Source organism: Pandoraea terrigena (assembly GCF_902459705.1).
Lineage (GTDB): Bacteria > Pseudomonadota > Gammaproteobacteria > Burkholderiales > Burkholderiaceae > Pandoraea > Pandoraea terrigena.
The window spans coordinates 133,333-158,799 of sequence record NZ_CABPRU010000013.1 but is presented as its reverse complement, the minus strand read 5'-3'; the positions used below and the strand labels follow the sequence as shown (position 1 = coordinate 158,799).

Below are 25,467 nucleotides of genomic sequence, written 5' to 3'. Positions count from 1 at the left end.
ATGCGGGCAACGCGATCGCGACGGTGCAAAGCGCGGACAAGGTGAAGGTGATCACGGTGCGCTCGACGGGGTTTGACGCGGCGGAAACACAAGGCAGTGCCGCGTCCATGGAATCAGTTCCGGCGGTTCCGGACTCCGAGCTCGCGTACTTCGTGGGTCGCGAAGCGACGAAACTGGACCGCCCGGAGCTGACCTCAGCGAAGATCATCGTCTCGGGCGGCCGGGGTCTGGGCAGTGGCGAAAATTACACGAAGGTGCTGGAGCCGTTGGCGGACAAGCTGGGAGCGGCACTGGGCGCCTCGCGCGCGGCGGTCGATGCCGGATATGTGCCCAACGACTACCAGGTTGGCCAGACGGGCAAGATCGTGGCGCCGCAGTTGTACGTGGCGGTGGGCATCTCTGGGGCGATCCAGCACTTGGCGGGGATGAAGGATTCGAAGGTGATCGTGGCGATCAACAAGGATCCGGAAGCGCCGATATTCTCGGTGGCGGATTACGCGCTGGAGGCTGACCTGTTCGCCGCGATCCCGGAGCTGGTCAAGGCACTTTGAACGAACGAGCCGCAAGCGTTTGCCCTGCGAATGCTTGCTCGCATTGACACTTCCCTCATCAGGCGTGAGACGGTATGAGCCTTGAAAATACTGAATCTTTCGAAGCTTGGGTCGGTCGCAGCGAAGTGCGCGACGATCAAGTCACCCAAGCCCCCATCCGCCTGTTGCAAGCCACGCTGAACGATGCGGTACCGGACATCCTGCCTGCGACGCTGCCGCCGCTATGGCATTGGCTGTACTTTCTTCCTGGCGAGCGCCATAGCCTGATCGGCAGCGACGGGCACCCGCAGCGCGGCGGATTTATGCCGCCCATCTCCCTGCCGCGCCGGATGTGGGCGGGTAGCCGGTTGCAATTTCTTCGTCCCCTCGTGGTCGGCGAACGCATTCAGCGCCGTTCCACCGTCGAGAGAGTGCAGACCAAGTCGGGGCGCAGTGGTCAACTGATTTTCGTGACTGTGCGGCACGACATCGGCGATGCCCAAGGCGTGGCGATCCGGGAGTTGCGGGATATCGTGTACCGGGAAGCGTCTCCGAGAGCCGTTGCCAGCGCACCGGCGTCGCAACTGACACCCGCCCCCACGGATGAGCAGTTCTCGCGAACCATCGTGCCCGATCCCGTGCTGCTGATGCGTTATTCCGCGCTGACTTTCAACGGGCATCGCATCCACTATGACCGGTCGTACGCGATGCAGGAGGAGGGCTATCCGGGGCTCGTGGTTCACGGCCCGCTGATTGCCACGCTATTGATCGAGGCGCTGCGCCGACCGCAACCCGGTAAGACGATTCGCAGCTTCGAATTCAAGGCCGTGAGTCCCCTGTTCGATACTGCACCGTTTACGGTGAATGGCAAGCTCGAGGGAAATACGGCGCTGCTGTGGGCGCGTGGTCCCGAAGGGACGTTGGCCATGCTGGCCCGCGCCGAAATTGAGTAATAGCGCGCCTGAAATTGCACATCTTCCGAACCGTCTGATGGCCATACTCCCTTGTGTTGCGCGCCATGCGCGCAGTTTCCTGTTCGTTCCAGCGACGAGACCCGAACGCTTTGCCAAGGCGCTTGATTCAGGGGCTGATGCCGTTGTTATCGATCTCGAAGATGCCGTTGCCGAAGCCGCCAAGAACGACGCACGTGAGGGACTCGCCCGGCACCTGTCGAAGTTGCCATCCGAAGCACTGACTCGCGTCGTGGTACGTGTGAACGGCGCAGGCACGCAGTGGCACGACGCCGACCTCGCCCTGCTGCGCCAGTGGACGGAGCAGGGCGTTGCGGCAATGCTTCCCAAGTCCGAGCAGGCGAGCGTTCTGCGCGCGGTGGCGAATTCGCTGGGAGAGACCATGCCAATCGTTGCGCTCGTAGAGTCGCTGGCGGGGATGGATGCCGCCGATGCGTTGGCCCGAACGCCGCAGGTGGTGCGTCTGGCCTTCGGGCATCTGGATTTTCAGCTCGATCTGGGTATGCGAGCGAGCGTCGAAGAGCCGGAATTGGCCTTTGCCCGCAATGCGCTCGTGGCGGCGTCGCGTCGCGCGGGACTACCCGCGCCGATAGATGGTGTGACGACGCAGACTGGCGACGCGCAGCGTCTGAAGGCGGACGCTCAACGTGCGCGCGCCTTTGGCTTTAGCGGGAAACTGTGCATTCATCCGTCTCAGGTGGTCGTCGTGAACGAAGCGCTAGGCGATACCGACGTCGAACGGGCCTGGGCGAAACGTGTGCTGGAAGAGGCCACTCGTCACGCCGGCGAAGCGTTCAGTCTGGACGGACGTATGGTCGATCTTCCAGTGATACGAGCGGCAGAGGCAATTGCCGCGAGAGGCCGTGGATGATTGCGGTCGACGCGACAGGGGGCGTTGGTAGTACCGCCCGTAGCGTCGGCGTGGCCGCACCGGCAAACCGCATCTTTGCGCCGGTGCGTTTTTTCATCACCCAGGTAAGCGTGCAGACGGAAAGTCCGCCTGACGTTTTGCGCGCAGCGCAGCTAACCCTTCTTTGACGTCCGGCCCAAGGAAACACAGCATTTCCATGGCAAGCGAGTTGTCGAAGACGGGCCCGGCAAGGCGCATCCAATTATTGAGCGATGACTTGGTGGCTCGGATTGCCGTCTGACTGCCACGCGCGAGACTGGCGGCAATCGCCAATGATCGGGCGAGCACGTCGGCGCGGGGGGCGCAGAAGGTAACGAGACCGATGCGCTCCGCTTCCTTGCCGTCGACGAACTCGGCAGTCATCAGGTAGTACTTTGCTTTGGCCATGCCGCAGAGCAGTGGCCAGACGATGGCGGCATGATCTCCCGCAGAGACGCCAAGACGGGCATGTCCGTCGGTGATCCTGGCATCCTCAGCCATCACGCTCACGTCGGCGAGCAGGGCGACAACGAGGCCAGCGCCGACGGCCGTGCCATTGATCGCCGAGACGATTGGCTTTTCGCATGTCAGCATGTTGTAGACGATGTCGGAAGCCTCCTTCATGACTCGCAGGGTCGCCTCATGGCTGTTCGACATTTCCTCGACGACGGCGAGATCGCCGCCTGCGGAGAAGGCACGCTCGCCTGCCCCTGTGACCACGATGACCTTGACCGCCGGGTCTTCGTTGGCGACTCCCCAAACCTTGGTTAACTCCCAATGCATGCGCTTGTTCGTCGCGTTCATCGCCTCGGGGCGGTTGAGCGTCACGAGAAGTACTCCGTCGGGCTGGCGGGCGAATAATAGAAACTGAAAGTCTTCGTATTTCATGCGTAGTCCAAATATAGACGTGGAAGATGGCATGCCGTCTATCTATTACTCGATGGCTCTTGCCGCAAGGTGTCCTTCCCTGATGGCAGGCTGGATGTCACGGGCGGATAGCGCGTCGCCGACGATATGAAGTTGTGCAACGCGCCCGCGAAGCTCATGCCACAGTTCGTTTTGCGATTTCCGATAGCCGACCAGCACCACGGTGTCGGCGGGCACAGGGTCGGGGGCGTTGCCGAAGAGCGGCTTGATCCAGGCGATGCCCTTCTCAATGGCGACGATCTCCGACTGTGTGACGATCCGGAACTTCCCCGCGCGATGCAGCCGCTGCAAAGCGGCTTGTGTGCGACCTGTGACTTCCATGGCAGGCGAGAACATGAGATGGCGGGTTACGTAAGTGACTTCGACGCCAAGATTGGCAAGGGATTCGCAGCAGCCGATCGCCTCGTAATGTCCCACATCGTCGAAGACGACGGCCGTGCGGCCATAGTCCCGTGAACTGGCCGCAATCAGATCCAGCGATGTCAACACTCGGGCGTCGGGCGCGAAGGCGATACGCGCGGCGGGGGAGGCTGTTTGCACGAACTCGGCGATATCTCCCGGTTGCGACCCTGTTGCGACAATGACCACATCAGGTTGTTCTGCAAGGACATCCGCAGTGTCCGCATACGTTGACAGTCTGATATTCGCTCCCAGCCGGTAAACCTCGTTCTCCAACCAGATGGCGATGTCCCCGATGGCATGAAGCTTAGGCATCTTGCGGGCGTAGTTCAACAGGCCGCCCAGACCCGAGGTTGCTTCGAACAGTGTTACGCGATGCCCGCCGAGCAGCGCGACGCGGGCCGCTTCCAGACCCGCGACGCCGCCTCCCACGACCACGACGTTGCGTGGGTTGGACGCCTTCATGATCCTGTCCTCCGACAGGGTCGCCTCATGACCGACTGCAGGGTTTACGGCACAGCCCATGCGTCCAGTGAATACGCCGCCTATGCAGCCCTGGTTACAGGCGATGCAAGGCCGAACCTCAGTGCCGCGACCGTCTCGCGACTTCACTATCAGCATCGGATCGGCAATCATGCCGCGCACGATACTGATCATGTCGGCCTGACCGGCCTTGAGTGCCTGTTCCGCATCGTCGAGCGTGGCGTACCTGCCCACGATGATCCGTGGCACGGTGATGCCCTTGCCGACCGCGTCGCTGGACGACAATTGATAGCCCACGGGCCGGTCCATGCCTGCATATCGTTCGACGTGAAAGTAATAGTCGCCGTGCGTGATGTTGACGAAGTCGATCAGTCCCTCGGCTTGTGCGCGCAGGGCGATGGTGTTGACGTCATCCTCACACAGAATGCGTTGATCGGTACTGTCACCGATACGAATGCCGACCGCGAAATCTGCCGACGTCGCTCGCCGAATGGCGCGCAACGTGTCCAGCAGCGGACGGATACGATTCTCGAAGTTACCGCCGTATTCGTCGGTCCGCTGGTTGATGATCGGGGAGAAGAACTGCGAGAAGAGATAGCCGTTCCCCGCCAGAATCTCCACGCCTTGCATACCGGATTCCTGCACCCGGACTGCGGCGCTTGCATACGCCTGAACCAGCGCTTGTACCTGATCGGCCGTCATGGGAACGGGCGGTGCCGCCGAGTACCGGCCGGGTAGTGGCGAGACTGCCCACGGCAAGCCGCCGCTTGCCGATGGGTCGGTATAGCCACCATGCCAAAGCTGTTGGAAAAGCTTCATGCCCATTGGCGCTATTGCGGCAACCATGCGCTTCATGTGGGGAATCGCATCGTCGTCACGGACGCTCAGCGCGAACGTGGACGACGGATGGACTGACGCTCCCTCGATGATCGACAGGCCCGCGCCGCCTTTGGCGCGCTCCAGGTGGTAGGCGATCAAATCGTCCGTGATGTACTGGCGGGAAAACGCGGTGGCATGTGCGGTACGCACGATGCGATTGGGGATGTCTACCGATCCGATCTTGATCGGAGACAGGACGCGGGCATACATTCCCTCTCCTTGTTCCAGAGACTGCGCTGTAGTCGATTAAGCAATCGAGCGTTTCGACGTGATGCCGCCATCGACGGTGACGATCGTGCCGGACGTGTAACTCGAGCGTGAGGAAGCCAGATAAACGAAGAGGTCCGCGACTTCTTTTACCGTCGCGGCACGTCCGAGCGGGTAAGTTGAAAGCAGTTCCCCGGAGCGATTCTCATCGCCTAGCGAGCGTGCGGCATGGCTCTTCAACACCTTGGTAATCCGCTCCGTAGCCACTGGGCCCGCGTTGACGCCAACCACGCGAATCCCATCGTCAAGGCTGCGGCCGCCCAAAGCGCAGGTGAATGCCATCAGTGCGGCATTGCCTGTCGTTCCTGCGATGTAGTTGAAGTCGAAATTCTGGCCGCCGTTGCCGATGTTGTTGAGGATGACGCCGCTGCCTCGTTGCTTCATGCCGGCGTATACGGTGCGCGTCAGGTTGATGTAGCCGAAAACTTTCAGCTCCCAACCGCTACGCCACGCTTCCTCGTCGACCTCCCAGAGGGTGCCTCCGGGAATGGCGCCGGCATTGTTCACCAGAATGTCAATGCTACCGGCGAAGTCGACGACTTCGGCAAGGGCGCCAGACTGCGTCAAGTCGATTGGGAGAACGTCTATCGTTACGCCGAATTCCGCGCGTAGTTCATTCGCAAGCGCGTTCAGCTTTTCGGCGGATCGGGCGACGAGCGACACCGAGCATCCTTCTTCGGCAAAGGCCCTGGCGAGCCCGTCACCAATGCCTTGCGATGCGCCAGTGATCAGCACGCGCCGATCTTTGAGTTGCATGTCCACAATTCCTCCTTGGTCTCATCCTGCTTTTTTTCTTTTCACAGCCGAGAAAATTCTATGGCCAGGAGCGGACCCAACGCCACAGACGCTCCCCATGCGTTCCGTACTTTGAACGACGATGGGCAGGCAAAAGGGCACATGCACGCCCAGGGCGCCGAGTGTGGGATGTTTGCATGCGAATTTGTTGACCTCCCCCGAAAAACCGTAGCATCCAAAACTGGAGATTTCTGGCAAATTTGAAGCCCTGACAGGAAGCGATGCCGAAAGACTTTGTCGACGACGGATTGTGGTCATGTTCGCTGCAATAGGCCGAGTTCGGCATGCGTCGGACACTATCAAACCAGCGACAGCAGGATGGAAAAGCCCTCGGTGAATCAGCCGGGGACATTTCCCGACAACAGCGCTTGCGCCTCGACGACCAGCTCCACCAGCAGATCGGCAAGCAGCCGCACACGTGGCGACCGTTTGACATCGGGATGCATCACCAGCCATATCTTTCGTACCGTAGCGCAGACGGGATCGGGTACCAACGACAATGCGTCGTCGTTGGCAGCCAAGAAATGGGGGAGTACCGCGATTCCGAGACCAACTCGGGTGGCGTTGAGCAATGCAGTGAGATCGTTGCTCCTGAAGACAAAGCGCCGATTGCCGGCAACCTGAGTCAGCCAGCGCTGCTGGGGTACCTGGTCAAGACTGTCGTCGTAACCCAGAAACTCCCAGGCATCAGCCGCTCGGCGGGTATAACCATGGGCCGCGTAAAGTCCATAACCCATGTCCCCAATGCCACGCGCCGCCAGGCCCGCCGCAGTGGGCCGCGACATTCTGATCGCCAGATCGGCCTCGCCCCGCGCCAGATTGGCATCCCGCGATTCACCGATAACCTCCAGATCGATGTTCTGCCATCTGGAGCGCATGGCGGCCAGGCGAGGCACCAGGAAATGGCCAGCCAAGGCCGGGGGGGCCGAAAGCCGGACCGTTCCCTGCAAGGATGAAACGCCGAGCGCTACCCGCGAAAATGCCTGGACTTCGTCGTCAAGTCGGCCGGCCTGGGCGACCAGCGTCTCGCCTTCCGCCGTCAGTGACCAGGCTTTGGGTAAGCGGTCGAAGAGCCTGATCCCCAGCGACTGTTCCAGTGCCTCGACACGCCTTGCCACGGTCGAGTGCTCGACTCCGAGCCGCCGAGCCGAGCCCGACAGGCTGCCCGTGCGCGCCAGTTCCAGAAAATAACGGATGTCGTCCCACTGGAGACTGCGCTTGTCAACGCCAGCGATGGCTGTGTTTTTTTGCACAGTAAATGTCAAGTTTTTGCGAATTGATGGGTCATTTTGCTAGACGTAAGCTGCGCTTGCAAGCTCAGCCATCAGGAGAACATCATGACCAAGCGCGAATCGCTTCGCGACTCATCAGCAGCGTCCCAGATCGTTATCGGTCAATATGGCGACGCGTCGACACTGACCACCGTAGACGAAACACTGCCTCCGCCGGCGGCCGGCGAGATCCGCGTCCGGCACACGGCCATCGGTGTCAACTATGTCGATATCTATCACCGCACCGGCCTCTACCGGCTGCCCTCGCTTCCCGCAGTGCTTGGCGTCGAGGCCGCCGGAATCGTCGAGGCCCTCGGCCCGGATGTCGACACGGTGCGTCTGGGCCAGCGTATTGCCTACGCCGGCCCACCCACCGGCGGCTATGCCAGCGCCCGCAACCTGCCGGCCGCCCGGGCCATCGCGTTGCCCGACGACGTGCCCGACGATGCGGTGGCCAGCCTGCTGCTGCGCGGCATCACCACTCACATGTTGCTGACCTACGTCTATTCGCTGAAGGCTGGCGATACTGTGCTCGTGCACGCCGCGGCCGGAGGTCTCGGGGTGGTGCTCGTGCAGTGGGCGAAGGCCATGGGCGCTCGCGTCATCGGCACCGTCAGTTCGCCGGCCAAGGCGGAACTGGCAATCGCACACGGATTGGACCACGCCATCAATTACCGCGATAAGGACTTCGTGGCAGAGGTCATGCGGCTGACTGATGGCCGGGGCGTCGATTACGCTATCGATGGCATCGGCGGAAAGACCCTGCTCGATACCCTGGGCTGCGTACGTCCCTATGGTATGGTCGCCAATGTCGGCCAGGTGGCGGGTGACCCCGGACTGCTCGATCTGTCGCTGCTCGGGCCGGCGCGTTCGGTGGCGCTCTCCCGGCCCGGCGTCTTCCGCTTCATGATGGATCCGGCACGTTACCGCGAAGGTGCACTGGCCACGATCCGGCAACTGCAGGCCGGGCTGCGACCGACGATCGGCGACATCCTCCCGTTGAGCGAAGCGGCAGAGGCACATCGCCGGCTGGAAGCCGGGCAAACCGTGGGTGCCATTCTCCTGCGTCCCTGAGTAAAAGCAACGAGGATCATCATGCTGTTTCTAATCCTTCTCGACTATCTGCGCCCCCTGTCCGAAGTGGACGTCCACATGGACGGCCATCGCGCCTTTCTGAATCGCCATTACGCGGCGGGGCACTTCCTGCTTTCGGGCAGGAAGGCGCCGCGAACCGGTGGCGTGATTCTCGCCAGGGCGAACGCGCTTGACGAAGTCACACAATGGATTTCCGAAGACCCCTTTCATCAGGCCGGGGTCGCCAGCTACCAAATCATTGCCTGGGAACCGACTATGGCCGCTCAGGGCATGCCCGACTTCTGAGTCGTAGCTTTGCGCTCGATGCCCAAGCGGCACCGCTGCAAACAACGCCATCAAATCTTCCGGATGAGTTCGCCAGGCAGATGCTTGGCCGTGAGAACGTGCCGTTCCGACGATACGGTCACCTATCTCGAAGTCACGAGGCGTCCGAGTTCGCCGGTCGAGCCGGTGACAAAAAGCCGGGGCTGATTGACGTTCGTCATGTTGCTTTCCTTGGACGCCAAATCAGGACTTCACGACCGCGTGGGCCGTGATGGAGTAGCCGAACGGATCCCGGAACGCGAAGTATCGGCCGAACGGCCCATCCTTCGGCGCGAACTCGATTTCGACGCCTTGACCAACGATATGGTCGTGCAGTGCATCAGCGTCGTCACAGCCGAACCAGATGGCAATGCCCCAGCCCAGCTTATCGGTCGCCTCCAGGTCGATGGCAGGCGTGCGGACGGCAAATGGAACCGGCTTGGTATCGAACACGACGGCTCCCGGCGGACTCATCGCCGCGGGGCGAAGCCCGACGACGTCGGTGTAGAAGGCGCGCGCGGCTTCAATGTCTTTGACTTGAATGCCAATGAAATCAGGTCCGATCAGATGCGGCATGGCGGGGTTTCCTTGTCTTGTTGGATTTGATAGTATCAGGACACTTATATAATATAAGGGCCCTGATATGTCAATGCGAGTTTGCTGATGGACGACCCCTATGCGACGATCGGCTTCGCGCTGAAGCAGGCCCAACACGCGCTTCGGACGCGCATGGATGCGGAATTGCGTCAGATCGGTCTGACGACGCCGCAATATGCGGTGCTCGCCTACTTAAAGGTCGAACCAGGCGCTTCGAACGCCGCACTGGCGCGTCAAGCCTTCGTCACGCCGCAGACAATGCAGGCGATTCTCGTCACACTCGAGAAGTCTGGCTTCATCGGGCGGACTCCTCATCCGGACCACGGGCGCGTTCAGAAGACCGAGTTGACGCCCGCAGGCGATCAGGCTCTGGAGGCAGCCTCCGCCATCGTTGCCGATGCCGAAAAACGCCTTGTCGACGCCGCAGCGCCGCTCGATCCGCACCTTGTCGCAACCACGCTAATGCGGCTGGCAAATGCCCTCCGATAGCGGCAGCTTTCCCGATTGGTGAGCAAGAGCCACCCGCAGGAAAGTGTCAGTTGCCGAGGTTTGGTCGAGCAGCCGCGTCCACCGGCACCTCAGCGGAACAGCCAGCCGGCGACAGCCTTGGTGTAGCGCGGCATCACCACGTAGACCATCAGCAACACGATCACCGCGCTACCGGCCATCCGGGCGACGATCGACTCGCCGGGGAAGGGCCACAGGGCGAATACCGGCCCCAGTATCCACGGCACCAGGACCGACAAGGGAAAGATCGCAGACCACGTCACCAGCCACTGCTTCCACGGCGTGGCAGGCTTGTGCGCTGGAGGCTCGAACCAGAATTCGAGTCCCGTGCGAATCTGGTAGCGATCGCCCTTCGGCAGGAAGGGCTGCATACGCTGCAGGAAATCCCGGCGTTCGGCCGACTCCATCCAGCGCGTGAGGTTTTCGAAACCGTCAAAACGAATGATCACCACATAGGTGTGCTGCTTACCGAGCGGCCGGATCACATCGGTGGAAAGATAACCCTCGAAGCGCTCACACACCTGGCGGATGTCGGCGAGCCACTGCTCGTAGCGATTCATCGCTTCGGGAATGATCTCGTGGGTAATGATGCTCGTGACGATGTCGTTGGGCTCGCGGGTCATGATGGGCAACGCGCAGGGCGTGACGTGGAGAACGCGTTCATCAGATCACAGTCGAGCGCACTTACCAATAGCACAAAGGTGTGCCGTGCCTGCGCGCCGCCGAGCGCCGCTGCGGGATGCTCCACAGGGAACGGTCCACGCATGCGTTCGCCCTATCGACGAGCGGCGTTCCGATCGATGCCAGCAAGGTGCGCGCTTTCGCAATGCGTTGTGTCAACTGTCATTGATTTCCGCACCAAGTGGGTGCCCAGCGTCAGGCCGATCGGGGTGACGAGCGACCGGTTGGCTTCGGCGGGCTGCGCAGACACGGGCAGCCGCGCTCGCATGAGATGCGCCAACACGTCGTGCTCGGCGCGCGTGCGATAGAAGTGCGTGTCGCGGGCCGTGAATGGCTGATTGACGCTCAATCGGGCGAAGGCGCATTCTAGCGAATCCGCCACGGTGCCGGGCGCGGGCGGTTAATACCAAGTGACAATGGTGGTGCCGGCACAAAGCCATTAGCCTTCTTTGCGATGGGCCGTCAGACGTTGATGCAAAACGCCCGACGCCCGCCAGTACCGTCGACACCTTGCGTCGCAGGCCGCCAAAGTGGCGCCGACACGCTTGGTGCCGCCGCCACTTTGGCGACCCACGGTGCCAAGTGCAACATATGCCGGTTTCCACCTGAAGTCGCTCTCGCCAGTCCGCCATTCCTCTCACGGAGCTCAGACGATGAATACGATCACCACCCAAGACTGCACGCAGATCTTCTACAAAGACTGGGGCAGCGGCAAGCCCGTAGTCTTCTCGCACGGCTGGCCACTCAATGCCGATGCTTGGGACGCGCAGATGCTTTTCCTGGTGCAGCACGGCTGTCGTGTCATCGCGCACGACCGTCGGGGCCATGGGCGCTCCAGCCAGCCGGCGCATGGTAACAATATGGACACCTACGCAGACGATCTGGCCGCGCTGCTGGACGTGCTCGACATTCAGGGCGCTACGCTGGTCGGTCACTCGACCGGCGGTGGCGAAGTCGCGCGCTACATCGGCCGCCACGGCACCCAGCGCGTCGCGCGCGCGGCATTGATCGGCGCGGTGCCGCCGATCATGGCCAAGTCAGAAGCCTATCCGAACGGCTTGCCGCTTGAGGTGTTCGACAACATCCGCAAGGGCGTGGCAGACAACCGCTCGCAGTTCTACAAGGACCTGGCGGTGCCGTTCTTCGGTTTCAACCGTCCGGAGGCCACAGTTTCGCAAGGTACCGTCGACGCGTTTTGGGCGCAAGGCATGACGGGTAGCATTCTGGGCCAGTATCTGTGCGTCAAGGAATTCTCGGAAGTCGACTACACGGAAGATCTGAAGAAAATGACGATCCCGACGCTGATCCTGCACGGCGACGACGATCAGATCGTCCCGATCGGCAATGCCGCCGAACTGTCTGTCAAGATCGCCCCCAACGCCAAGCTCAAGGTATACAAGGGGGCTTCCCACGGCATGTGCGTGATCAACGCCGATCAGGTCAACGCCGACCTGCTGGCCTTCATCAACCAGTGAGCTTGCTGGGCGTTCTGATCAGCGTGTGTTAACCGAGGTGCTCTATGGCTCCCGTCCCGCCGTCGCCGGATGTTTCATCTGCCGTTGCTCGCAAGACGTGCTCGCTACCGAGCTGGATCTACTGGCTCGCGCTGTTGCTATTGTGTAGCGCTTACCTGCAAGGCGGCATCGACAAGGCGATGGATTTCCCGGGCGCCATCGCCGAGATGCGGCACTTCGGTTTGTCGCCGGCCGCACCGATGGCACTGGCCGTTATCGTGCTTGAAGTCGGCGCGTCACTGTTGATCCTGACGGGCCGGTGGCGGTGGTTGGGGGCGTTGGCGTTGGCCGGATTTACGCTGGCGGCGTCGTGTCTCGCCAACCGGTTCTGGGCCGCGCCTCCCGAGGCGCGGCTGATGCTTGCCAACGGCTTTTTCGAGCATCTCGGACTGGTGGGCGGATTCGTCGCCGTCGCTTGGTATGACCTGAGCGAAAGCGTTTGCCGAAGTTCGTGATGAAACGCTCTCTCTCGTCTCACTCGGTGTGGCTCGTCCTGTCGGGGGCATGTATGGCGCTTACAGTACATGCCTCCCCGGGCCGCCGCCTGTCTTGCGCTAGACCAGGGCTATAACCGCATTGTGGCGCGCGTCGCGCGACGGCCCCTGCCGAGCGGGCCGTCATCAACGGCATTCATTGTGTCGCCTGCCGAAGCGATTTCGTTGCCCACCTGACCCACATCCGGTCAAGTGCCCAGACCGCGAGCATCGTCGCTCCCATCAGTGGAAACACGACGCCCAACGCGACCAAGGACACGATCCAGCCGCGCATGGGAACGCGCATCGGCATCCGCGCGGGTGCACCCAGCGAGCGGGACGGGCGGCGTATCCACCACATCGCGGCGCCTGTCGCCGCCATTGCGAAGAGCCCCATCGAAATCAACGCGCATAGCCATTGGTTGACGGCGCCGAAGTATCGGCCCATGTGCAACGACGTGCCATACGAGATCGCCTGCGCCACGCTGCCGTAGGCGTCGTAATCGATGTCGCGCAGCACCTTGCCGCTGTACTGGTCGATGTGTAGCGTGCGTTCGTCGCGTGGATCGGCGGGGAAATAGGAGACGGTATACACGCCATCCGGACGTGACGGCACGACCAGGCTGTAGTCGCTCCGTACCCCCTCGCGGGCCGCAATCTCGATGACCGCGTCGACGGGGAGCGCCCCCTGCGCATTCAACTGCGCAATCGTCAGTCCTTTCGGACCTTTCGGACCGCCGCCGTGGCCCGCATGTTCATCGGACGACCGCGAAGCTGCGGCCTTCTGCGTGCCGCTCATGGCAGGCATGTTCATCATGCCGGCCATGTCTTGCATGGCGTGCGGTGGCATCTTTGAATTCGGCACCGTGGTATCGCCGACGGCCCACGGCGTTTGCGCAATCGGCAGATCGTCCATCGTCAAGGGCACGCGCGATCGAACCGGCGCCTCGCCCCACGCGCCGGCAGGATAGCCCATGCCCGCTCGCGTCGCGATGGCCTTGAACTGCTTACCCCATGAGCCGGACCAGGGCAGCCCGGTGAGAACGAAGGCAAGCCCCCCGGCTGCCAGCCAAAGCCCCGCTACGCCATGCAGATTGCGGAGCAACGGCCGGCCGCGCAACGACAGGCGCGGTACGAGCGCACTCACCCAGGTCGCATTGCCGCGAGGCCACCAGAGGGCAATGCCGGTGACGAGCATGACCAGTGTCCAGCACCCGGCCAGCTCCATGAGCAGTTCCCCCGGTTTGCCGAGCATCATCGCGCGATGCAACTGGCGCACCTGCTTCATCAGCCGATGCTCGACGCTGAGCGTGCCCAGCACCGCGCCAGAATACGGGTTGACGTACACACTCTCGCGCTCGCCGCTCGGCAGGCGGAAAATGAATTCCGCGCTTCGCGCCGGATCGCGATTCACCTCGACCGAACTGATCGTGGCGCCCCGCGGCAACGATGCCGCAGCACGTTCCATGAGCGTTTGCTGGGGCAGGCGAGGCATCTCTGACGCGGCAACGACCATGCGGTCGTGATACAGCCACGGTTCAATCTGCGGTTGAAATACGTAGATCGTTCCCGTGACGGCCAACACCATCAGCCAGGGCATGACGAACAACCCTGCGTAGAAGTGCCAGCGCCATAATGTGCGATAGCGACCGGCGGCTTGGTTCGGCCGCGCTTCGCGCGTCGACGTGAAAGGTATCTCCATGATTCGTGATCTCCTTGGCCAGCAATTCAGATGGCGAACTTGCCTTCGATGAAGAAGGTGCGGCCGGCGTACGGGTGGTAAACGAAGTAGCGCGTGTCGAACAGGTTGTCCACACCGATACCGATCTGTGTATGCGCCGTAGGCTTATAGGTGAGCTTCGCATCGACGACGGTGTAGGTGCTCGTGCCGCCAAAGGTGTTCGGATTGTTGTCGGTATTGGTCAGCGTGTTGTACTGACGGCCAGAGTATCGAATCGCACCGGTGACGGCCGTCTTCGCATCGAAACGGTAGGTCGCCACCAGATTCGCGCGCCACAGCGGAATCCGATAAAAATACTTGCCGACGGACGCCGGATTGTTCGTGTTGGCCATGATCTTCGACTGTGTGTACGTCACACCTGCCGCGATATCGAGTCCCCGGAAGACCACGTCCTGTCCGTCGAACGCAGTGTCGATACCGCGCGAGCGCACTTTGTCGATGTTCTGGAAGTTCGTGACGTTGGGGAAGACCGTCGTATTGGTCTGGCTGAAGATCGTATTCTTCACGTCATCCTGGAACAGAGAGACGCGTACCTTGCCGACCTCCAGTTGCCACTCGGCGCTCAACTCCTTCGCGAGATCGTCCTCGGGGCGCAGCCCCGGGTTGTTGTTGACGATGTTCGTCCCCGTGATCGAGCCCTGGAACAGTTCCGAGACTGTTGGGAACCGGTAGGCGCGTGCGATGGACGCGCGCAGCGTCAGGTCTTGCGTGGCGGCGAACGCTAGCGACAACTTGGGCGAAAAGTGGCTGTCGGCCGATCCCGCATATGGCACCGTCACGCCGCCGAGCGTGCGTGCGCCCGAATAAGCGCGCCAATCTTCGTAGCGCAGGCCGGTTGTGAGTTTCCAGCGCGGCAGGAACTGCCAGGTGTCCTGTGCATAGAGTGCCTGCGTGAGCGTGCTGCCGCCGAACGCGTTGGCAAGCGACGTGTCGTTTCCGTCGATCCATGCCGCCGTATTGAACGTGCGGTTATCGAGGAAGTACGTGTCGAAGTGATAACCGAACGCCAGCCAATGCGCACCCGCGCCTACCTGGGTGGGCGTATACGTGCTGCGCAGGTCAATCGACTTCCAACCAGTACCGTCGCCGTACGTCACCGTTCCCGGTCCGTTGCCAGGCGTCCCGGCGCTGGCCGTGCGTGCCTCGCTTTGCGAAATATCGAAGTACGACGCGATGGCTTCCCAATTCCAGCCGGATTTGTGGCGAGTCTTGAGCGAAAGACCGTAAAGCAGGTTCTCGCTCGCGCCCCGACTCGGTGCAAATGCCGATGCCGGGATGACGTATTGGTAACCGTTGATGTTGACCGTCCCCGAATACACCGGGTTGCCGTTCGCGTCGCGCAGGAACGTGCTGGTCTGACTGTTGTAATTCTGATGCCAGTAGCCAAAGCTGAAGCCGCCTTGCAGCGTCGGTGTGAAATCGTAGGTGGCCTTGAGCTTGAGTTGGTCTTGCGTGACACGCTCGATCCCTTCGCCGTTCACTCCCATGACGACACCTTGCGCGCCGTTCTGGTCGCGATAGTTGTATGCGCCGCTCACGACCTTGGCGCTTGCCGTGGCAGGCGTGGTCGATTGCGACGCCGTGTAGAACTGGAGCGGTTGTCCCGTGTTCTCCATGTGATCTACGCCCACCAGCAGCGACAGGTTGCCGAACTTGTCGCCAACGCTCGCACTCACGTGACTGCCGTTGAAACTTCGGTTCACACCGAACAGGTCAAAGTGCTGGGTGAATCCCTGAACTTTTGCGTCCGTGACGAACTTGTCGGGCATGCGGGTCGTGATGAGCACCGTTGCTCCGATGGCGTTGCCTGGATAGAGCGCGGAGAACGGCCCATAGATGACATCGACCTGTTCGATCTCCTCCGGAAACACCATCGACCAACGCGGCGCGAACGTCCAACTGTTGCCAAGGAAGTTGCTCAACAGCAGGCCGTCGGCATAGACAAGGCCGCGGGCCGTTTGCGAGTTGCTCGTGCCACGCACGGCGATGGTTGAGTTCAGGTCGCCGATGAAACGGCGTCGAACGGCCATGCCGGGCACATATCGCAAGGCGTCTTCCGTCGTCTCTACGTTCTGGTACTGCAACTGATCCGCGGTGACCGTGGCGCTCGCGGCGGGCAAGTTCGGGTCGAGCACGCGCTTGGGCGTGCGCTCGGCGGATACGGCGACTGAAGTCGGGGCGAGTTCGACGGGGGCGAGTTGAGCCGTGTCGTCGGCGTACGCGGCGGCCGGCAGCATGGCGGCCAGCGCGAGCGCCAGCGGCGTCTTGCGCGTAAAGGGGGGGGACATGAGATTTTCCTGACTGCAATGAGCGAATGACTACCGGCAGGCCATTGCATTGCAATGGCCTGCCGGACGCGAAAAGGCTTCAATCAGGAAATGTGCGGCGGAGCCCGGGCGGGCGGAATGTAGACAAGCAGGCGGGGATGCACCGAGACGGTCAACGTCGGGCCGGCCCGGGCGATCCAGACAAACGACACCGCACTGGCCAGCGGCGGCATGGCCAGCGGCGGATGGTTCGCGAGCAGCGAGCAGTAGCCGCATGCGTCACCATGCGCGCCATGATCGGCGGCCTGTGCGTGATGCGTATCCGAGTGCGAATCGTCGTGCGCGATGGTTTGCACGAGCGATTGCGTCAATCCTTCTGCAGTACAGAACGTCGCGTCGATCGGCGAAACGCTCGCGCGGTGCGCGGCCAGCCACTGGCTCACGATCGGCACGCAAAGCGCCAGGCACATGGCGGTCAAGCCAAGCCATGCGCTGAAACGTTGGCGGGAGCGAGTGAGCATCGTCGTGAAAGGCCGATTTTCGGTCCGCCGGGACGGCCGAGTCTGGAATTCGCCCGGATCGTATCACGAATGCGACGCATTTGCTAAACGGGCGGGTCGTCCGGCATGAAGCGCGTTGGGCTTTGCGCAGGCGGGTCGAGACAAGTCGAAGCCGGGAGCGTCGCCCTCGAGGCACGTCGAGCGCCCGTTCGCGAAACGCGAGGCGGGCGCGGCATTCCATAGGCAAGCGCTTTCGTGTCTAGATCCCGAGGACGTTGGCGCCGATGCAGGGATCGATGGCGCGTTCGAGGCGCTTCTGATGCACGTTCAGCGTGATCTCCATCGACCCGGTCCCAACCTCGAGATCCAGCAAATGCCCGCCGTGAGCACTGAAACTGCTATCGCCCGCAATGCCGTGAAGATGGATCGATGGCTTGCCTTCCTTCCATGCGACCGATCCAATGATGCTTGCCATCTCTACGTTGCGAAATGTCTTGGAATCGAAGTCTTTCTTGGCCGCATTCCAGGAGCCGAATGTCGCGTGGCCGAAGCCGATGGCTGCGATACTGGCGGCGGGAATGTTCTCCGCGATGGTGAACTTCGTCAACTGCTCGAACACATTGTCGCCCATTCGCAGCACCATGAAATAGCCGGTCGGGGTCTTGATGTATCTGCGCTGCACGTCAGGACCGCCGGCCGCGATGCTCGCCGCTTCGCATTCGGCAGGCGATTTGGCTTGCGCGAGCGCCCCCGTCGGCATGATCGAGGTGGCGATGGCGCCAACTGAGAGGAAGGCCATGTTCTTGAAGAAGTGCCGGCGCAGATGGGTCTCGTCCATGGTGTGTCTCCGTTTGATGTTGTGGCCGAAAGGCAAATCGGCTGGCTCGGAGTGTAGTCAACGCATACCGGCATGAATACTGAGAGTTGAGACTGGCGTTATAACCGACGCTCATGCGCCGGGCACGCCGCACCCGATCAACGCAGCGCGGCGGCGTCGACGTCCGACGTCGGGTTCAGGAGCTTCTCGATCAGCAGCTTCGCACCTGGTGAGGCGGGTGCGCCCTTGCGCGTAACCAATTCATAGGGCTCGCTTCTTGACGACAAGGTCAGGGGAAGAATGCGGGTGATGCCGTGTCGAGTAAAGAATTGCGCGACGTCGATAGAGACGAGCGCAACGAACGATGGGTTGCCTTGTAGCAGCGACAGTGTCGCGAACGCTGACGTCGTCTCCAGGAGATTCGACGGGAACCGGATTTCAGCTTCCCGGAATTCTCGCTCAAGCAGCATTCGCATCGGCATGTTGGCGCGGTACACGACCCATCGGTAATCGGCGAGTTCCCTGAGCGTGATTCGCTCGGGCGTGTAAAGCGGATGATTCACGTTGGCGATGACGGCCAACGTCTCATCCTGAAGCTTGACGCTGTCATACAGCGATGGGGTCTGACTGATCGTCGTTCTACACACGGCAAGATCAAGTCGTCCTGTATCGATGAGGTTGAGCAGCGCCGCGCTTGTGTCCTCCACAATCTCGACCGACATCTCCGAGTGCTGGGCAATCAATGCCGATACCGCGTCCGTAACCCGCGGAACCGCTCCCATGATGACGCCTACCGATACGCGTCCACCATGCCCGCGCATGATGCCGACGATTTCCTCGCGCAGATGCGCAAGATCGGTATGGATCAATCGCGCGTAACGAATCACGCAATGCCCGATTTCGTTAGGCTCGAGCCCTCGATTGGTGCGATTGAAGAGCGCCGTGCCAAACGTTGTTTCGATTTCCTGTAGTGCCTTGCTTGCCCCAGGCTGCGTGAGTGAGACCTGCTTGGCGGCGCTTTGTAACGAGCCGTGGTCCGCCAGCGCAATGAGCAGACGCAACTGTTTCAGGTGCAGCCGAGAGATGATCGAGTTAAGCGGCGGGGCCATTCTTGAATGAGGAAAAGTTATATCAGTATCAAATCCTCTCAGTTTCGGACGAAAGGAGTGATGCCTATACTGCCTCATGAAGTCCCAGTTGGCAAAGGATTGGCGGTAACGTAAACCCGGGGAATTCGGGGATGAAGTGGCTGGGGAAACATGTTTAATATAACTTCGAGGCAAGTCAATGTCGCTCATTAATTACGTCACCCAGATTCAGTTCGACTTCGGTGCCATTCGGCTGCTGCGAAGTGAATGTGAGCGAGTCGGCGTCCGCCGCCCGATGATCGTGACCGACAAGGGCATCCGCGTTGCAGGCATCGTTGATCAGGTTCTTGAGGCTCTGGCAAGCGACGACGAGGTGCCCATATACGACGGCACGCCCCCAAATCCGAACGAGCGCGCCGTGCGCGAGGCGGTCGCGGTATTCGTCGAGAACGATTGCGACGGTGTCATCGCCGTAGGCGGGGGGTCATCGATCGATCTGGCGAAAGGGGTGGCAGTCTGTGCCACACATGACGGTCCGTTGCAAAGCTTTGCCGTGATCGAGGGAGGGGCGACGCGGATCACGTCGGCTACCGCTCCCGTCATCGCCATTCCGACGACCGCCGGTACCGGCAGTGAAGTCGGCCGGGGCGCGATCCTCATTCTCGACGACGGCCGAAAGGTCGGCGTCATTTCCCCTTTCGTCGTACCGCGCTCGGCAATCTGTGACCCGAATCTGACGATGGGACTTCCTGCTGCATTGACGGCAGCGACAGGCATGGATGCCATAGCGCACTGCGTGGAAACGTTCATGTCGCCGGCGTTCAATCCGGCCGCCGACGGCATCGCGCTCGACGGGCTGTGGCGTGCATGGAGGCATATCGAGCGCGCCACATCACACCCGGACGACAAAGTCGCACGTATGAACATGATGAGTGCCTCGATGGAGGGTGCACTTGCCTTTCAGAAAGGTCTGGGGTGCGTGCACAGCCTGAGCCATTCGCTGGGTGGCATCAACCCACGACTGCACCACGGCACGTTAAACGCGATTTTCCTGCCGGCGGTGATTGACTTCAATCGCAACGCGCCGACCGTTCAGCAAGAGGGCAAGTTGGATCGACTCGCGCTGGCGATGGGACTGGTCGACACGTCAAGTGTCGGTGCATCGATCCGTGAGATGACGCGCCGGCTCGGCTTGCCAACGACGCTCGCCGATGTTGGCGTTACGCGCGACATGTTTGCCGCGATCGTGCAGGGCGCATTGAAAGATCACAGCCACAAGACGAATCCACGCATCGCGTCGGAGCGCGATTACGCGCATCTCCTGGAAGCGTCGTTCTAGCACTTACGCGGAAAGCCCTCGTGGCGGGGCGTGAATCAACGATTCGCACGTCGTTGCCGCACCTTTTCCGCAATACGGTTGCAACTCACAGAGGAAAACATGGGTGACAAAGTACGCGTTGAGCGAGACGGCGATATTGCGATCGTTTCGCTCGACAATCCGGAGCGGCTCAATGCGCTCACCTTGTCGATGTGGCGCGAACTCGGCGTGGCCATGGAAGCGCTCTCGGACGAAGGCAGCGTTCGCTGCGTGGTCCTGCGTGGCGCGGGGACCCAGGCATTCGCGGCGGGCGCTGACATCAACGAATTCGCAACCTGCCGCGCGAATAGGGAACAAGCACGCGCCTATGCCGAGGTCACAACTGCGGCGATGACGGCGATCGAGCAATGCCGTCATCCGGTCGTGGCCATGATTCATGGCGTATGCGTGGGTGGCGGGCTAGAAATTGCGTCGCTCTGCGACATTCGCATCTGCGGCGAATCAAGCCGGTTCGGAGCCCCGGTCGGCCGGCTTGGCCTGACGATGTCCTATGGCGAACTCGCTGCGCTGATCCGAGTGGCTGGTCGCTCGGTAGCGATGGAGATCGTGCTCGAAGGGCGCATTTTCGACGCGCCCGCGTCGCTAGCCAACGGTATCGTCTCGCGCGTGGTGGCCGACAGCGAAGTGGAAGTCGAAGCCATATCGACCGCTCGCCGTATCGCGCATGGTGCGCCGCTCGTTGCCCGTTGGCACAAGCATGCGGCCAATCGGCTCATGTGTTCGCCCGAGCTGTCGTCGTTCGAGATCGAATCCGCGCTCGACTGCTTCGACACCGAGGACTTTCGCATCGGCGCCGAGGCATTCAGCGCAAAACAGAAACCAATCTTCAAGGGAAAGTGAAATGGGTCCGCTGAGTGGAATGAAAGTTGTCGAGCTGGCGCACATCATGTCCGGCCCGGTGTGCGGCATGATGCTGGCCGACATGGGGGCGGACGTCGTCAAGGTCGAGAAGGTGCCAGATGGGGACGACTCGCGGCGCTTCTCGCCCATCCTGCCAGGTGGTGAGTCCGCGTCGTTCATGATTGTCAATCGCAACAAGCGTGGAATCGGCCTCAATCTCAAAAGCGAGAGTGGGCGAGCCGTGCTTAAACGTTTGCTCGCTGATGCAGATGTCGTCACCGAAAACTATCGCGCGGGGACGATGGAGAAGTTTGGCCTCGGCTACGACACGCTAAAAACGGTCAATCCGGGGCTCATCTATTGCGCAATTTCGGGCTTCGGGCGTACCGGCCCGTTCGGCGAAAAGGGCGGCTTCGATTTGATCGCGCAGGGCATGAGCGGCATGATGAGCATGACGGGCGAGGAAGGGCGTGAACCCATCAAGGCAGGCTCCCCTGTCGCCGATATCAACTCTGGCATTCTCGCCGCGCTCGGTATCGCTGCAGCGTATGCGCAGAAGCTTCGCACGGGACGAGGCCAGATGGTTGACACGTCCCTGTTCGAGGCGGGCTTGCAGCAAATGTACTGGCCGGCAGCGAGCTATCTCGCTGACGGCACACTGCTGCCAAAGATGGGCTCGGCGAATTCCACGAGCGCGCCTTATCAGGTGTTCAAAACCCGTGATGGCTGGATCAACATCGGTGCTGCCAACCAAAGCAATTACGAGCGCTTGCTCGAAGTGTTGGACGCACCGCAACTGGCAACGGATTCTCGGTTCGAGACCAACGCGCTACGACTCGCGCATCGAGACGAACTGGTTGCAATCCTCAACGAACTCCTCGTTCGACGCACCACTGCGGACTGGATGACGTGCTTCGATCAGATTGGTTTGCCCGCCGGGCCCGTGCTCGATATCGCTGCCGCGCTGGCGCACCCGCAGACGATTGCCCGTGACATGATCGTCGAGACGGACCACCCCGTGGCGGGAAAGGTCCGCGGTCTCGGGTTGCCCATCCATTTCTCCGAGGGGGAGCGCACGGGCAGCCGGCCGGCGCCGCTGCTCGGCCAACACACGCGGGAGGTACTGAGGGAGGCGGGCTATACGGCCGATGAGGTCGACCGACTGATCGAAGAGAAGGCAGTTATTGCATTGACAAAGTAAAGGTGAAGGGGGTGTGCGCAAACGAGCCCCCGATGGTCAAAGATGCGATCTATCACGCACGACGAAAAGCTTAGGAGACAAATATGAGTGGAACGATATCCCGTCGGAATTTCCTGACGACGGCAGGCGTGGCCGTAGCCGCAACGGCGACCGGCTTGGTGCAGTCGAATTTCGCGTTTGGACAGGGGGCGCCCATCGTACTCAAGTACGCGAGCAGCCTGCCAGATAGCCATCCTCTGAACGCACACATGCGTGACGCGTCGGTGGCAATCAAGAAAGAAACGAACGGTCGGGTCGACCTACAGATCTACGCGAACGCGCAGATGGGCGGTGATACCGACATGCTTTCACAGGTTCGTGCGGGCGGGGTCGATTTCATTCCGCTGCCCGGGGCCATCCTCTCGACGCTCATTCCTGTCGCCTCGATCGAAAGCGTTCCGTTCGCATTCAAGAACTACGACGCCGTGTGGGCCGCGATGGACGGCGAACTTGGCACGCACGTGAGGGCCGAGGTGGCGAAGACAGGTCTCATCGCGATGGACAAGGTTTGGAACAACGGCTTTCGCCAAATTACCAGTTCCACGCGTCCCATCAAGACGCCGGCCGACCTCAAGGGCTTCAAGATTCGCGTGCTTGTGAGTCCGCTATGGACATCGATGTTCAAGGCGTTCGGCGCGGCGCCGACCGGTATCAGCATCAATGAGACCTATTCCGCCCTTCAGACCAAGGTGGTCGAAGGGCAGGAGAATCCGCTCGTGGTTGTGCAGTCCACGCGCCTTTACGAGGTCCAGAAATACTGCTCGTTGACCGGACACATTTGGAACGGATTCTGGCTGCTTGCGAGTGGCAAGACCTGGCCAAAGCTTCCGAAGGACGTGCAGGAGATCATCGCGAAGAACATCAATGCCGCCGCCATGAAACAACGCGAAGAAGTCATTGCACTGAATCACAGCCTGGAGCCCACGCTGAGTGCCAAGGGCATCACATTCAACACAGTCGACCGACAGCTATTCCGTTCCGAATTGCAGAAAAAGGGTTTCTACGCGGAATGGAGGAAGAAGTATGGCGACGCGGCGTGGGCCCTGCTGGAGAAGTACTCCGGGCAGCTTTCCTGACGGGGGACGGATCATGAGCACCGACATTTCTATGGGAAACCTTCCTTTGACGGGGGCGAGCAAGCCTTTGGGGCCAGTGGGAAAGGCTGGGCATGTCCTCGATCTGTGCATCCGATGGTCAACCGAGCTTTCCGCGGCAGCGCTTGTCGTGGGCGAGGTTGTCCTGCTGTTCGCAAATGTCTTCTATCGGTACGCGCTGCATGATCCGCTTATCTGGGGCGACGAACTGGCGACGCTGCTGTTTATCTGGCTCGCAATGCTGGGAGCGGTCATTGCGTTGCGCCGCAACGAACACATGCGATTGACGACGTTCATTGCCCACTTGCCTCCTTCGAGACGCGCGTTCGTCGATACCTTCGGCTCAGTCATCGTGATTGCCTTCATGCTCTCGCTGCTCTCGCCGGCGTGGGAGTACGTCTCGGAGGAGTGGGCGATTACAAGTGCTGCGCTTGAAATCTCCAACGGCTTTCGCGTCGCGGCGCTGGCGATTGGGCTCACGCTGATGCTCGCCATTTCAGTGGCGCGTCTCATGGAGCAGGCGCGTGCGCTGCACTTCTTCGTGTCGGCCGGGATCGCGGCCGGCGTCGCGCTTGCGCTCTTGACCTTGAAGGCGGAGATGGTCGCGCTTGGCAACTGGAACCTTGTTATCTTCTTCGTGGCGGCCGTCATTTTCATGATCGTGATCGGCGTGCCGATCATGGCCGCATTCGGTCTGTCTACGGTGGCTTATCTCTGCACCGTGACGTCTACGCCCATGCTGGTCGTGATGGGGCGAATCGACGAAGGCATGTCGAGCCTCATCCTTCTCGCCATCCCGCTTTTCGTGTTCCTGGGCGCACTGATCGAGGCGATGGGCATGGCGCAGGCGATGATCCGCTTCCTCGCCTCGCTGATCGGGCATTTCAAGGGCGGACTGTCCTACGTGCTGATCGGCGCGATATATCTGGTGAGCGGGATTTCCGGGTCGAAGGCGGCGGATATGGCGGCCGTTGCTCCAGCGCTGTTCCCCGAGATGAAGGCGCGTGGAGAGGACGAGAATGAGTTGGTCGCGATGCTGAGCGCGTCCGGCGCCATGTCGGAGACCATCCCACCCAGCCTCGTGCTGATCACCATCGGCTCGGTCACGGGGGTGTCGATTTCCGCGCTGTTCACCGGCGGATTCATGCCTGCCGTCGTTGGCGCGATCGCCATGATTGTCGTCATCTGGCTGAAGAACCGCAAGCGCGATCTCAAGGAAGTGGAGCGCTCCAGGCCGCGTGAAGTCGGGAAAGCATTCCTGATCGCCTTGCCTGCGCTTGCGCTGCCATTCGTGATTCGCGCCGCGGTCGTCGAAGGAATTGCGACGGCCACGGAGGTTGCCTCTGTCGGCGTGGCTTACACGTTCGTTGTTGGTCTGACGTTTTATCGGTCGTTCGAGTGGAGGCGTCTCTATCCGATCATCGTAAGCACGGCGTCTCTCTCGGGGGCGATCCTCATCATCATCGGATGTGCGACGGCGATGGCGTGGGCATTGACCCAGTCGGGCTTCTCTCGCCAACTAACCGATCTGATGTCCAACGCGCCCGGAGGCGCCACCGGGTTCCTGCTGATCTCGGCGGTCGCATTCGTCGTGCTGGGCAGTTTTCTAGAGGGCATTCCGGCCATTGTGCTCTTCGGTCCCTTGTTGTTCCCCGTCGCACGAACGCTTGGTATTAATGAGGTGCAGTACGCCATGGTCGCAATCTTCGCGATGGGCCTGGGGTTGTTCGCACCTCCGTTTGGCGTCGGATTCTACGCTGCGTGTGCGATCGCGAAAGTCGATCCGGACGGTGCGATGAAGCGCGTGTGGCCTTATCTCGGTGCGCTCGCAGTGGCGTTGCTGGTGCTTGTAGCCGTACCTTGGGTATCGACGGGCTTCCTGTCCGCGACATGAAATTCGATGCATTCCCATTGACTGCCT

24 protein-coding genes are annotated in these 25,467 nt (G+C 61.2%); 13 read left to right on the top strand and 11 right to left on the bottom strand.

Annotated elements, in window-relative coordinates; all coding sequences use genetic code 11:
- The 3 genes from PTE31013_RS21335 to PTE31013_RS21325 form a co-directional block, all read left to right on the top strand.
- Nucleotides 1–551: electron transfer flavoprotein subunit alpha/FixB family protein (locus PTE31013_RS21335; RefSeq protein WP_217426252.1), on the top strand; the 551-nt coding region annotated here is incomplete at its 5' end.
- 74 nt (nt 552–625) lie between these two features.
- Nucleotides 626–1,483 (top strand): HTD2 family dehydratase, encoded by an 858-nt coding sequence (locus tag PTE31013_RS21330; protein WP_150614635.1) that lies wholly within the window; start codon nt 626–628, stop codon nt 1,481–1,483.
- A 37-nt stretch (nt 1,484–1,520) separates the two neighbouring features.
- Nucleotides 1,521–2,372, top strand: a complete 852-nt coding sequence (locus PTE31013_RS21325; RefSeq protein WP_150614634.1) for an HpcH/HpaI aldolase/citrate lyase family protein — start codon at nt 1,521–1,523, stop codon at nt 2,370–2,372.
- 96 nt (nt 2,373–2,468) lie between these two features.
- Here the strand turns inward: PTE31013_RS21325 and PTE31013_RS21320 are convergent, their stop codons facing one another.
- The 4 genes from PTE31013_RS21320 to PTE31013_RS21305 all read right to left on the bottom strand — a co-directional run bounded on the left by PTE31013_RS21320 (nt 2,469) and on the right by PTE31013_RS21305 (nt 7,393).
- Complete coding sequence (locus PTE31013_RS21320) at nt 2,469–3,278, bottom strand: enoyl-CoA hydratase/isomerase family protein (protein WP_150614633.1); 810 nt, start codon at nt 3,276–3,278, stop codon at nt 2,469–2,471.
- Nucleotides 3,279–3,323: 45 nt separating this feature from the next.
- The gene (locus tag PTE31013_RS21315; RefSeq protein ID WP_150614632.1) at nt 3,324–5,288 is read right to left on the bottom strand and encodes an oxidoreductase; all 1,965 of its coding nucleotides are present in this window, start codon (nt 5,286–5,288) and stop codon (nt 3,324–3,326) included.
- Nucleotides 5,289–5,324: 36 nt separating this feature from the next.
- On the bottom strand, nt 5,325–6,107 hold the full coding sequence (locus PTE31013_RS21310) for an SDR family oxidoreductase (protein ID WP_150614631.1): 783 nt from the start codon (nt 6,105–6,107) through the stop codon (nt 5,325–5,327).
- Nucleotides 6,108–6,478: 371 nt separating this feature from the next.
- Nucleotides 6,479–7,393 carry a LysR family transcriptional regulator gene (locus PTE31013_RS21305; RefSeq protein ID WP_150614630.1) on the bottom strand — a complete coding sequence of 305 codons (915 nt, stop codon included), beginning with the start codon at nt 7,391–7,393 and terminating at the stop codon, nt 6,479–6,481.
- Between the two features lie 84 nt (nt 7,394–7,477).
- Here PTE31013_RS21305 and PTE31013_RS21300 point away from each other — a divergent pair, with 84 nt between their 5' ends.
- Both PTE31013_RS21300 and PTE31013_RS21295 read left to right on the top strand, forming a co-directional pair.
- Nucleotides 7,478–8,485 carry a quinone oxidoreductase family protein gene (locus PTE31013_RS21300; RefSeq protein WP_150614629.1) on the top strand — a complete coding sequence of 336 codons (1,008 nt, stop codon included), beginning with the start codon at nt 7,478–7,480 and terminating at the stop codon, nt 8,483–8,485.
- A gap of 21 nt (nt 8,486–8,506) precedes the next feature.
- Nucleotides 8,507–8,791 carry a YciI family protein gene (locus PTE31013_RS21295; protein ID WP_174978662.1) on the top strand — a complete coding sequence of 95 codons (285 nt, stop codon included), beginning with the start codon at nt 8,507–8,509 and terminating at the stop codon, nt 8,789–8,791.
- Between the two features lie 222 nt (nt 8,792–9,013).
- Here PTE31013_RS21295 and PTE31013_RS21290 read toward each other — a convergent pair whose 3' ends face one another.
- On the bottom strand, nt 9,014–9,385 hold the full coding sequence (locus tag PTE31013_RS21290) for a VOC family protein (protein WP_150614628.1): 372 nt from the start codon (nt 9,383–9,385) through the stop codon (nt 9,014–9,016).
- Nucleotides 9,386–9,472: 87 nt separating this feature from the next.
- On the opposite strand from PTE31013_RS21290, the gene PTE31013_RS21285 reads away from it, so the two are divergent.
- The gene (locus PTE31013_RS21285) at nt 9,473–9,895 is read left to right on the top strand and encodes a MarR family winged helix-turn-helix transcriptional regulator (RefSeq protein ID WP_150614627.1); all 423 of its coding nucleotides are present in this window, start codon (nt 9,473–9,475) and stop codon (nt 9,893–9,895) included.
- Nucleotides 9,896–9,984: 89 nt separating this feature from the next.
- Here PTE31013_RS21285 and PTE31013_RS21280 read toward each other — a convergent pair whose 3' ends face one another.
- Entirely contained in the window at nt 9,985–10,536 is a 552-nt protein-coding gene (locus PTE31013_RS21280; protein ID WP_150614626.1) for an antibiotic biosynthesis monooxygenase, read from the bottom strand.
- A gap of 711 nt (nt 10,537–11,247) precedes the next feature.
- Here PTE31013_RS21280 and PTE31013_RS21275 point away from each other — a divergent pair.
- A complete protein-coding gene (locus tag PTE31013_RS21275; protein ID WP_150614625.1) occupies nt 11,248–12,069 on the top strand; it encodes an alpha/beta fold hydrolase in 822 nt (273 codons plus the stop codon).
- Nucleotides 12,070–12,113: 44 nt separating this feature from the next.
- Nucleotides 12,114–12,563 (top strand): DoxX family protein, encoded by a 450-nt coding sequence (locus tag PTE31013_RS21270; protein WP_150614624.1) that lies wholly within the window; start codon nt 12,114–12,116, stop codon nt 12,561–12,563.
- A gap of 175 nt (nt 12,564–12,738) precedes the next feature.
- Here the strand turns inward: PTE31013_RS21270 and PTE31013_RS21265 are convergent, their stop codons facing one another.
- The 5 genes from PTE31013_RS21265 to PTE31013_RS21245 form a co-directional block, all read right to left on the bottom strand.
- Nucleotides 12,739–14,283 (bottom strand): PepSY-associated TM helix domain-containing protein, encoded by a 1,545-nt coding sequence (locus tag PTE31013_RS21265; RefSeq protein ID WP_150614623.1) that lies wholly within the window; start codon nt 14,281–14,283, stop codon nt 12,739–12,741.
- 26 nt (nt 14,284–14,309) lie between these two features.
- Entirely contained in the window at nt 14,310–16,610 is a 2,301-nt protein-coding gene (locus tag PTE31013_RS21260) for a TonB-dependent receptor (protein WP_150614622.1), read from the bottom strand.
- An 83-nt stretch (nt 16,611–16,693) separates the two neighbouring features.
- Nucleotides 16,694–17,110 (bottom strand): DUF2946 domain-containing protein, encoded by a 417-nt coding sequence (locus tag PTE31013_RS21255; RefSeq protein ID WP_150614621.1) that lies wholly within the window; start codon nt 17,108–17,110, stop codon nt 16,694–16,696.
- 238 nt (nt 17,111–17,348) lie between these two features.
- Entirely contained in the window at nt 17,349–17,927 is a 579-nt protein-coding gene (locus PTE31013_RS21250) for a PPC domain-containing DNA-binding protein (RefSeq protein WP_150614620.1), read from the bottom strand.
- 137 nt (nt 17,928–18,064) lie between these two features.
- Nucleotides 18,065–19,015: a LysR family transcriptional regulator gene (locus tag PTE31013_RS21245; protein WP_150614649.1), complete on the bottom strand. Its 951-nt coding sequence runs from the start codon at nt 19,013–19,015 to the stop codon at nt 18,065–18,067.
- Nucleotides 19,016–19,193: 178 nt separating this feature from the next.
- Here PTE31013_RS21245 and PTE31013_RS21240 point away from each other — a divergent pair, with 178 nt between their 5' ends.
- From PTE31013_RS21240 to PTE31013_RS21220, 5 genes are all read left to right on the top strand, one after another.
- Nucleotides 19,194–20,333 (top strand): iron-containing alcohol dehydrogenase, encoded by a 1,140-nt coding sequence (locus tag PTE31013_RS21240; RefSeq protein ID WP_150614619.1) that lies wholly within the window; start codon nt 19,194–19,196, stop codon nt 20,331–20,333.
- A 99-nt stretch (nt 20,334–20,432) separates the two neighbouring features.
- On the top strand, nt 20,433–21,212 hold the full coding sequence (locus tag PTE31013_RS21235; RefSeq protein WP_150614618.1) for an enoyl-CoA hydratase/isomerase family protein: 780 nt from the start codon (nt 20,433–20,435) through the stop codon (nt 21,210–21,212).
- A 19-nt stretch (nt 21,213–21,231) separates the two neighbouring features.
- On the top strand, nt 21,232–22,413 hold the full coding sequence (locus PTE31013_RS21230) for a CaiB/BaiF CoA transferase family protein (RefSeq protein ID WP_217426251.1): 1,182 nt from the start codon (nt 21,232–21,234) through the stop codon (nt 22,411–22,413).
- Between the two features lie 83 nt (nt 22,414–22,496).
- The gene (locus PTE31013_RS21225) at nt 22,497–23,528 is read left to right on the top strand and encodes a TRAP transporter substrate-binding protein (protein ID WP_150614616.1); all 1,032 of its coding nucleotides are present in this window, start codon (nt 22,497–22,499) and stop codon (nt 23,526–23,528) included.
- A gap of 31 nt (nt 23,529–23,559) precedes the next feature.
- Nucleotides 23,560–25,440: a TRAP transporter large permease gene (locus PTE31013_RS21220; RefSeq protein ID WP_246174790.1), complete on the top strand. Its 1,881-nt coding sequence runs from the start codon at nt 23,560–23,562 to the stop codon at nt 25,438–25,440.
- Nucleotides 25,441–25,467 lie beyond the last annotated feature (27 nt).

Coding starts and splice junctions, on each gene's coding strand:
- PTE31013_RS21330 (WP_150614635.1), top strand. CDS start 626: ATGAGCCTTGAAAATACTGAATCTTTCGAAGCTTGGGTCGGTCGCAGC.
- PTE31013_RS21325 (WP_150614634.1), top strand. CDS start 1,521: ATGGCCATACTCCCTTGTGTTGCGCGCCATGCGCGCAGTTTCCTGTTC.
- PTE31013_RS21320 (WP_150614633.1), bottom strand. CDS start 3,278: ATGAAATACGAAGACTTTCAGTTTCTATTATTCGCCCGCCAGCCCGAC.
- PTE31013_RS21315 (WP_150614632.1), bottom strand. CDS start 5,288: ATGTATGCCCGCGTCCTGTCTCCGATCAAGATCGGATCGGTAGACATC.
- PTE31013_RS21300 (WP_150614629.1), top strand. CDS start 7,478: ATGACCAAGCGCGAATCGCTTCGCGACTCATCAGCAGCGTCCCAGATC.
- PTE31013_RS21295 (WP_174978662.1), top strand. CDS start 8,507: ATGCTGTTTCTAATCCTTCTCGACTATCTGCGCCCCCTGTCCGAAGTG.
- PTE31013_RS21290 (WP_150614628.1), bottom strand. CDS start 9,385: ATGCCGCATCTGATCGGACCTGATTTCATTGGCATTCAAGTCAAAGAC.
- PTE31013_RS21285 (WP_150614627.1), top strand. CDS start 9,473: ATGGACGACCCCTATGCGACGATCGGCTTCGCGCTGAAGCAGGCCCAA.
- PTE31013_RS21280 (WP_150614626.1), bottom strand. CDS start 10,536: ATGACCCGCGAGCCCAACGACATCGTCACGAGCATCATTACCCACGAG.
- PTE31013_RS21275 (WP_150614625.1), top strand. CDS start 11,248: ATGAATACGATCACCACCCAAGACTGCACGCAGATCTTCTACAAAGAC.
- PTE31013_RS21270 (WP_150614624.1), top strand. CDS start 12,114: ATGGCTCCCGTCCCGCCGTCGCCGGATGTTTCATCTGCCGTTGCTCGC.
- PTE31013_RS21265 (WP_150614623.1), bottom strand. CDS start 14,283: ATGGAGATACCTTTCACGTCGACGCGCGAAGCGCGGCCGAACCAAGCC.
- PTE31013_RS21260 (WP_150614622.1), bottom strand. CDS start 16,610: ATGTCCCCCCCCTTTACGCGCAAGACGCCGCTGGCGCTCGCGCTGGCC.
- PTE31013_RS21255 (WP_150614621.1), bottom strand. CDS start 17,110: ATGCTCACTCGCTCCCGCCAACGTTTCAGCGCATGGCTTGGCTTGACC.
- PTE31013_RS21250 (WP_150614620.1), bottom strand. CDS start 17,927: ATGGACGAGACCCATCTGCGCCGGCACTTCTTCAAGAACATGGCCTTC.
- PTE31013_RS21245 (WP_150614649.1), bottom strand. CDS start 19,015: ATGGCCCCGCCGCTTAACTCGATCATCTCTCGGCTGCACCTGAAACAG.
- PTE31013_RS21240 (WP_150614619.1), top strand. CDS start 19,194: ATGTCGCTCATTAATTACGTCACCCAGATTCAGTTCGACTTCGGTGCC.
- PTE31013_RS21235 (WP_150614618.1), top strand. CDS start 20,433: ATGGGTGACAAAGTACGCGTTGAGCGAGACGGCGATATTGCGATCGTT.
- PTE31013_RS21230 (WP_217426251.1), top strand. CDS start 21,232: ATGAAAGTTGTCGAGCTGGCGCACATCATGTCCGGCCCGGTGTGCGGC.
- PTE31013_RS21225 (WP_150614616.1), top strand. CDS start 22,497: ATGAGTGGAACGATATCCCGTCGGAATTTCCTGACGACGGCAGGCGTG.
- PTE31013_RS21220 (WP_246174790.1), top strand. CDS start 23,560: ATGGGAAACCTTCCTTTGACGGGGGCGAGCAAGCCTTTGGGGCCAGTG.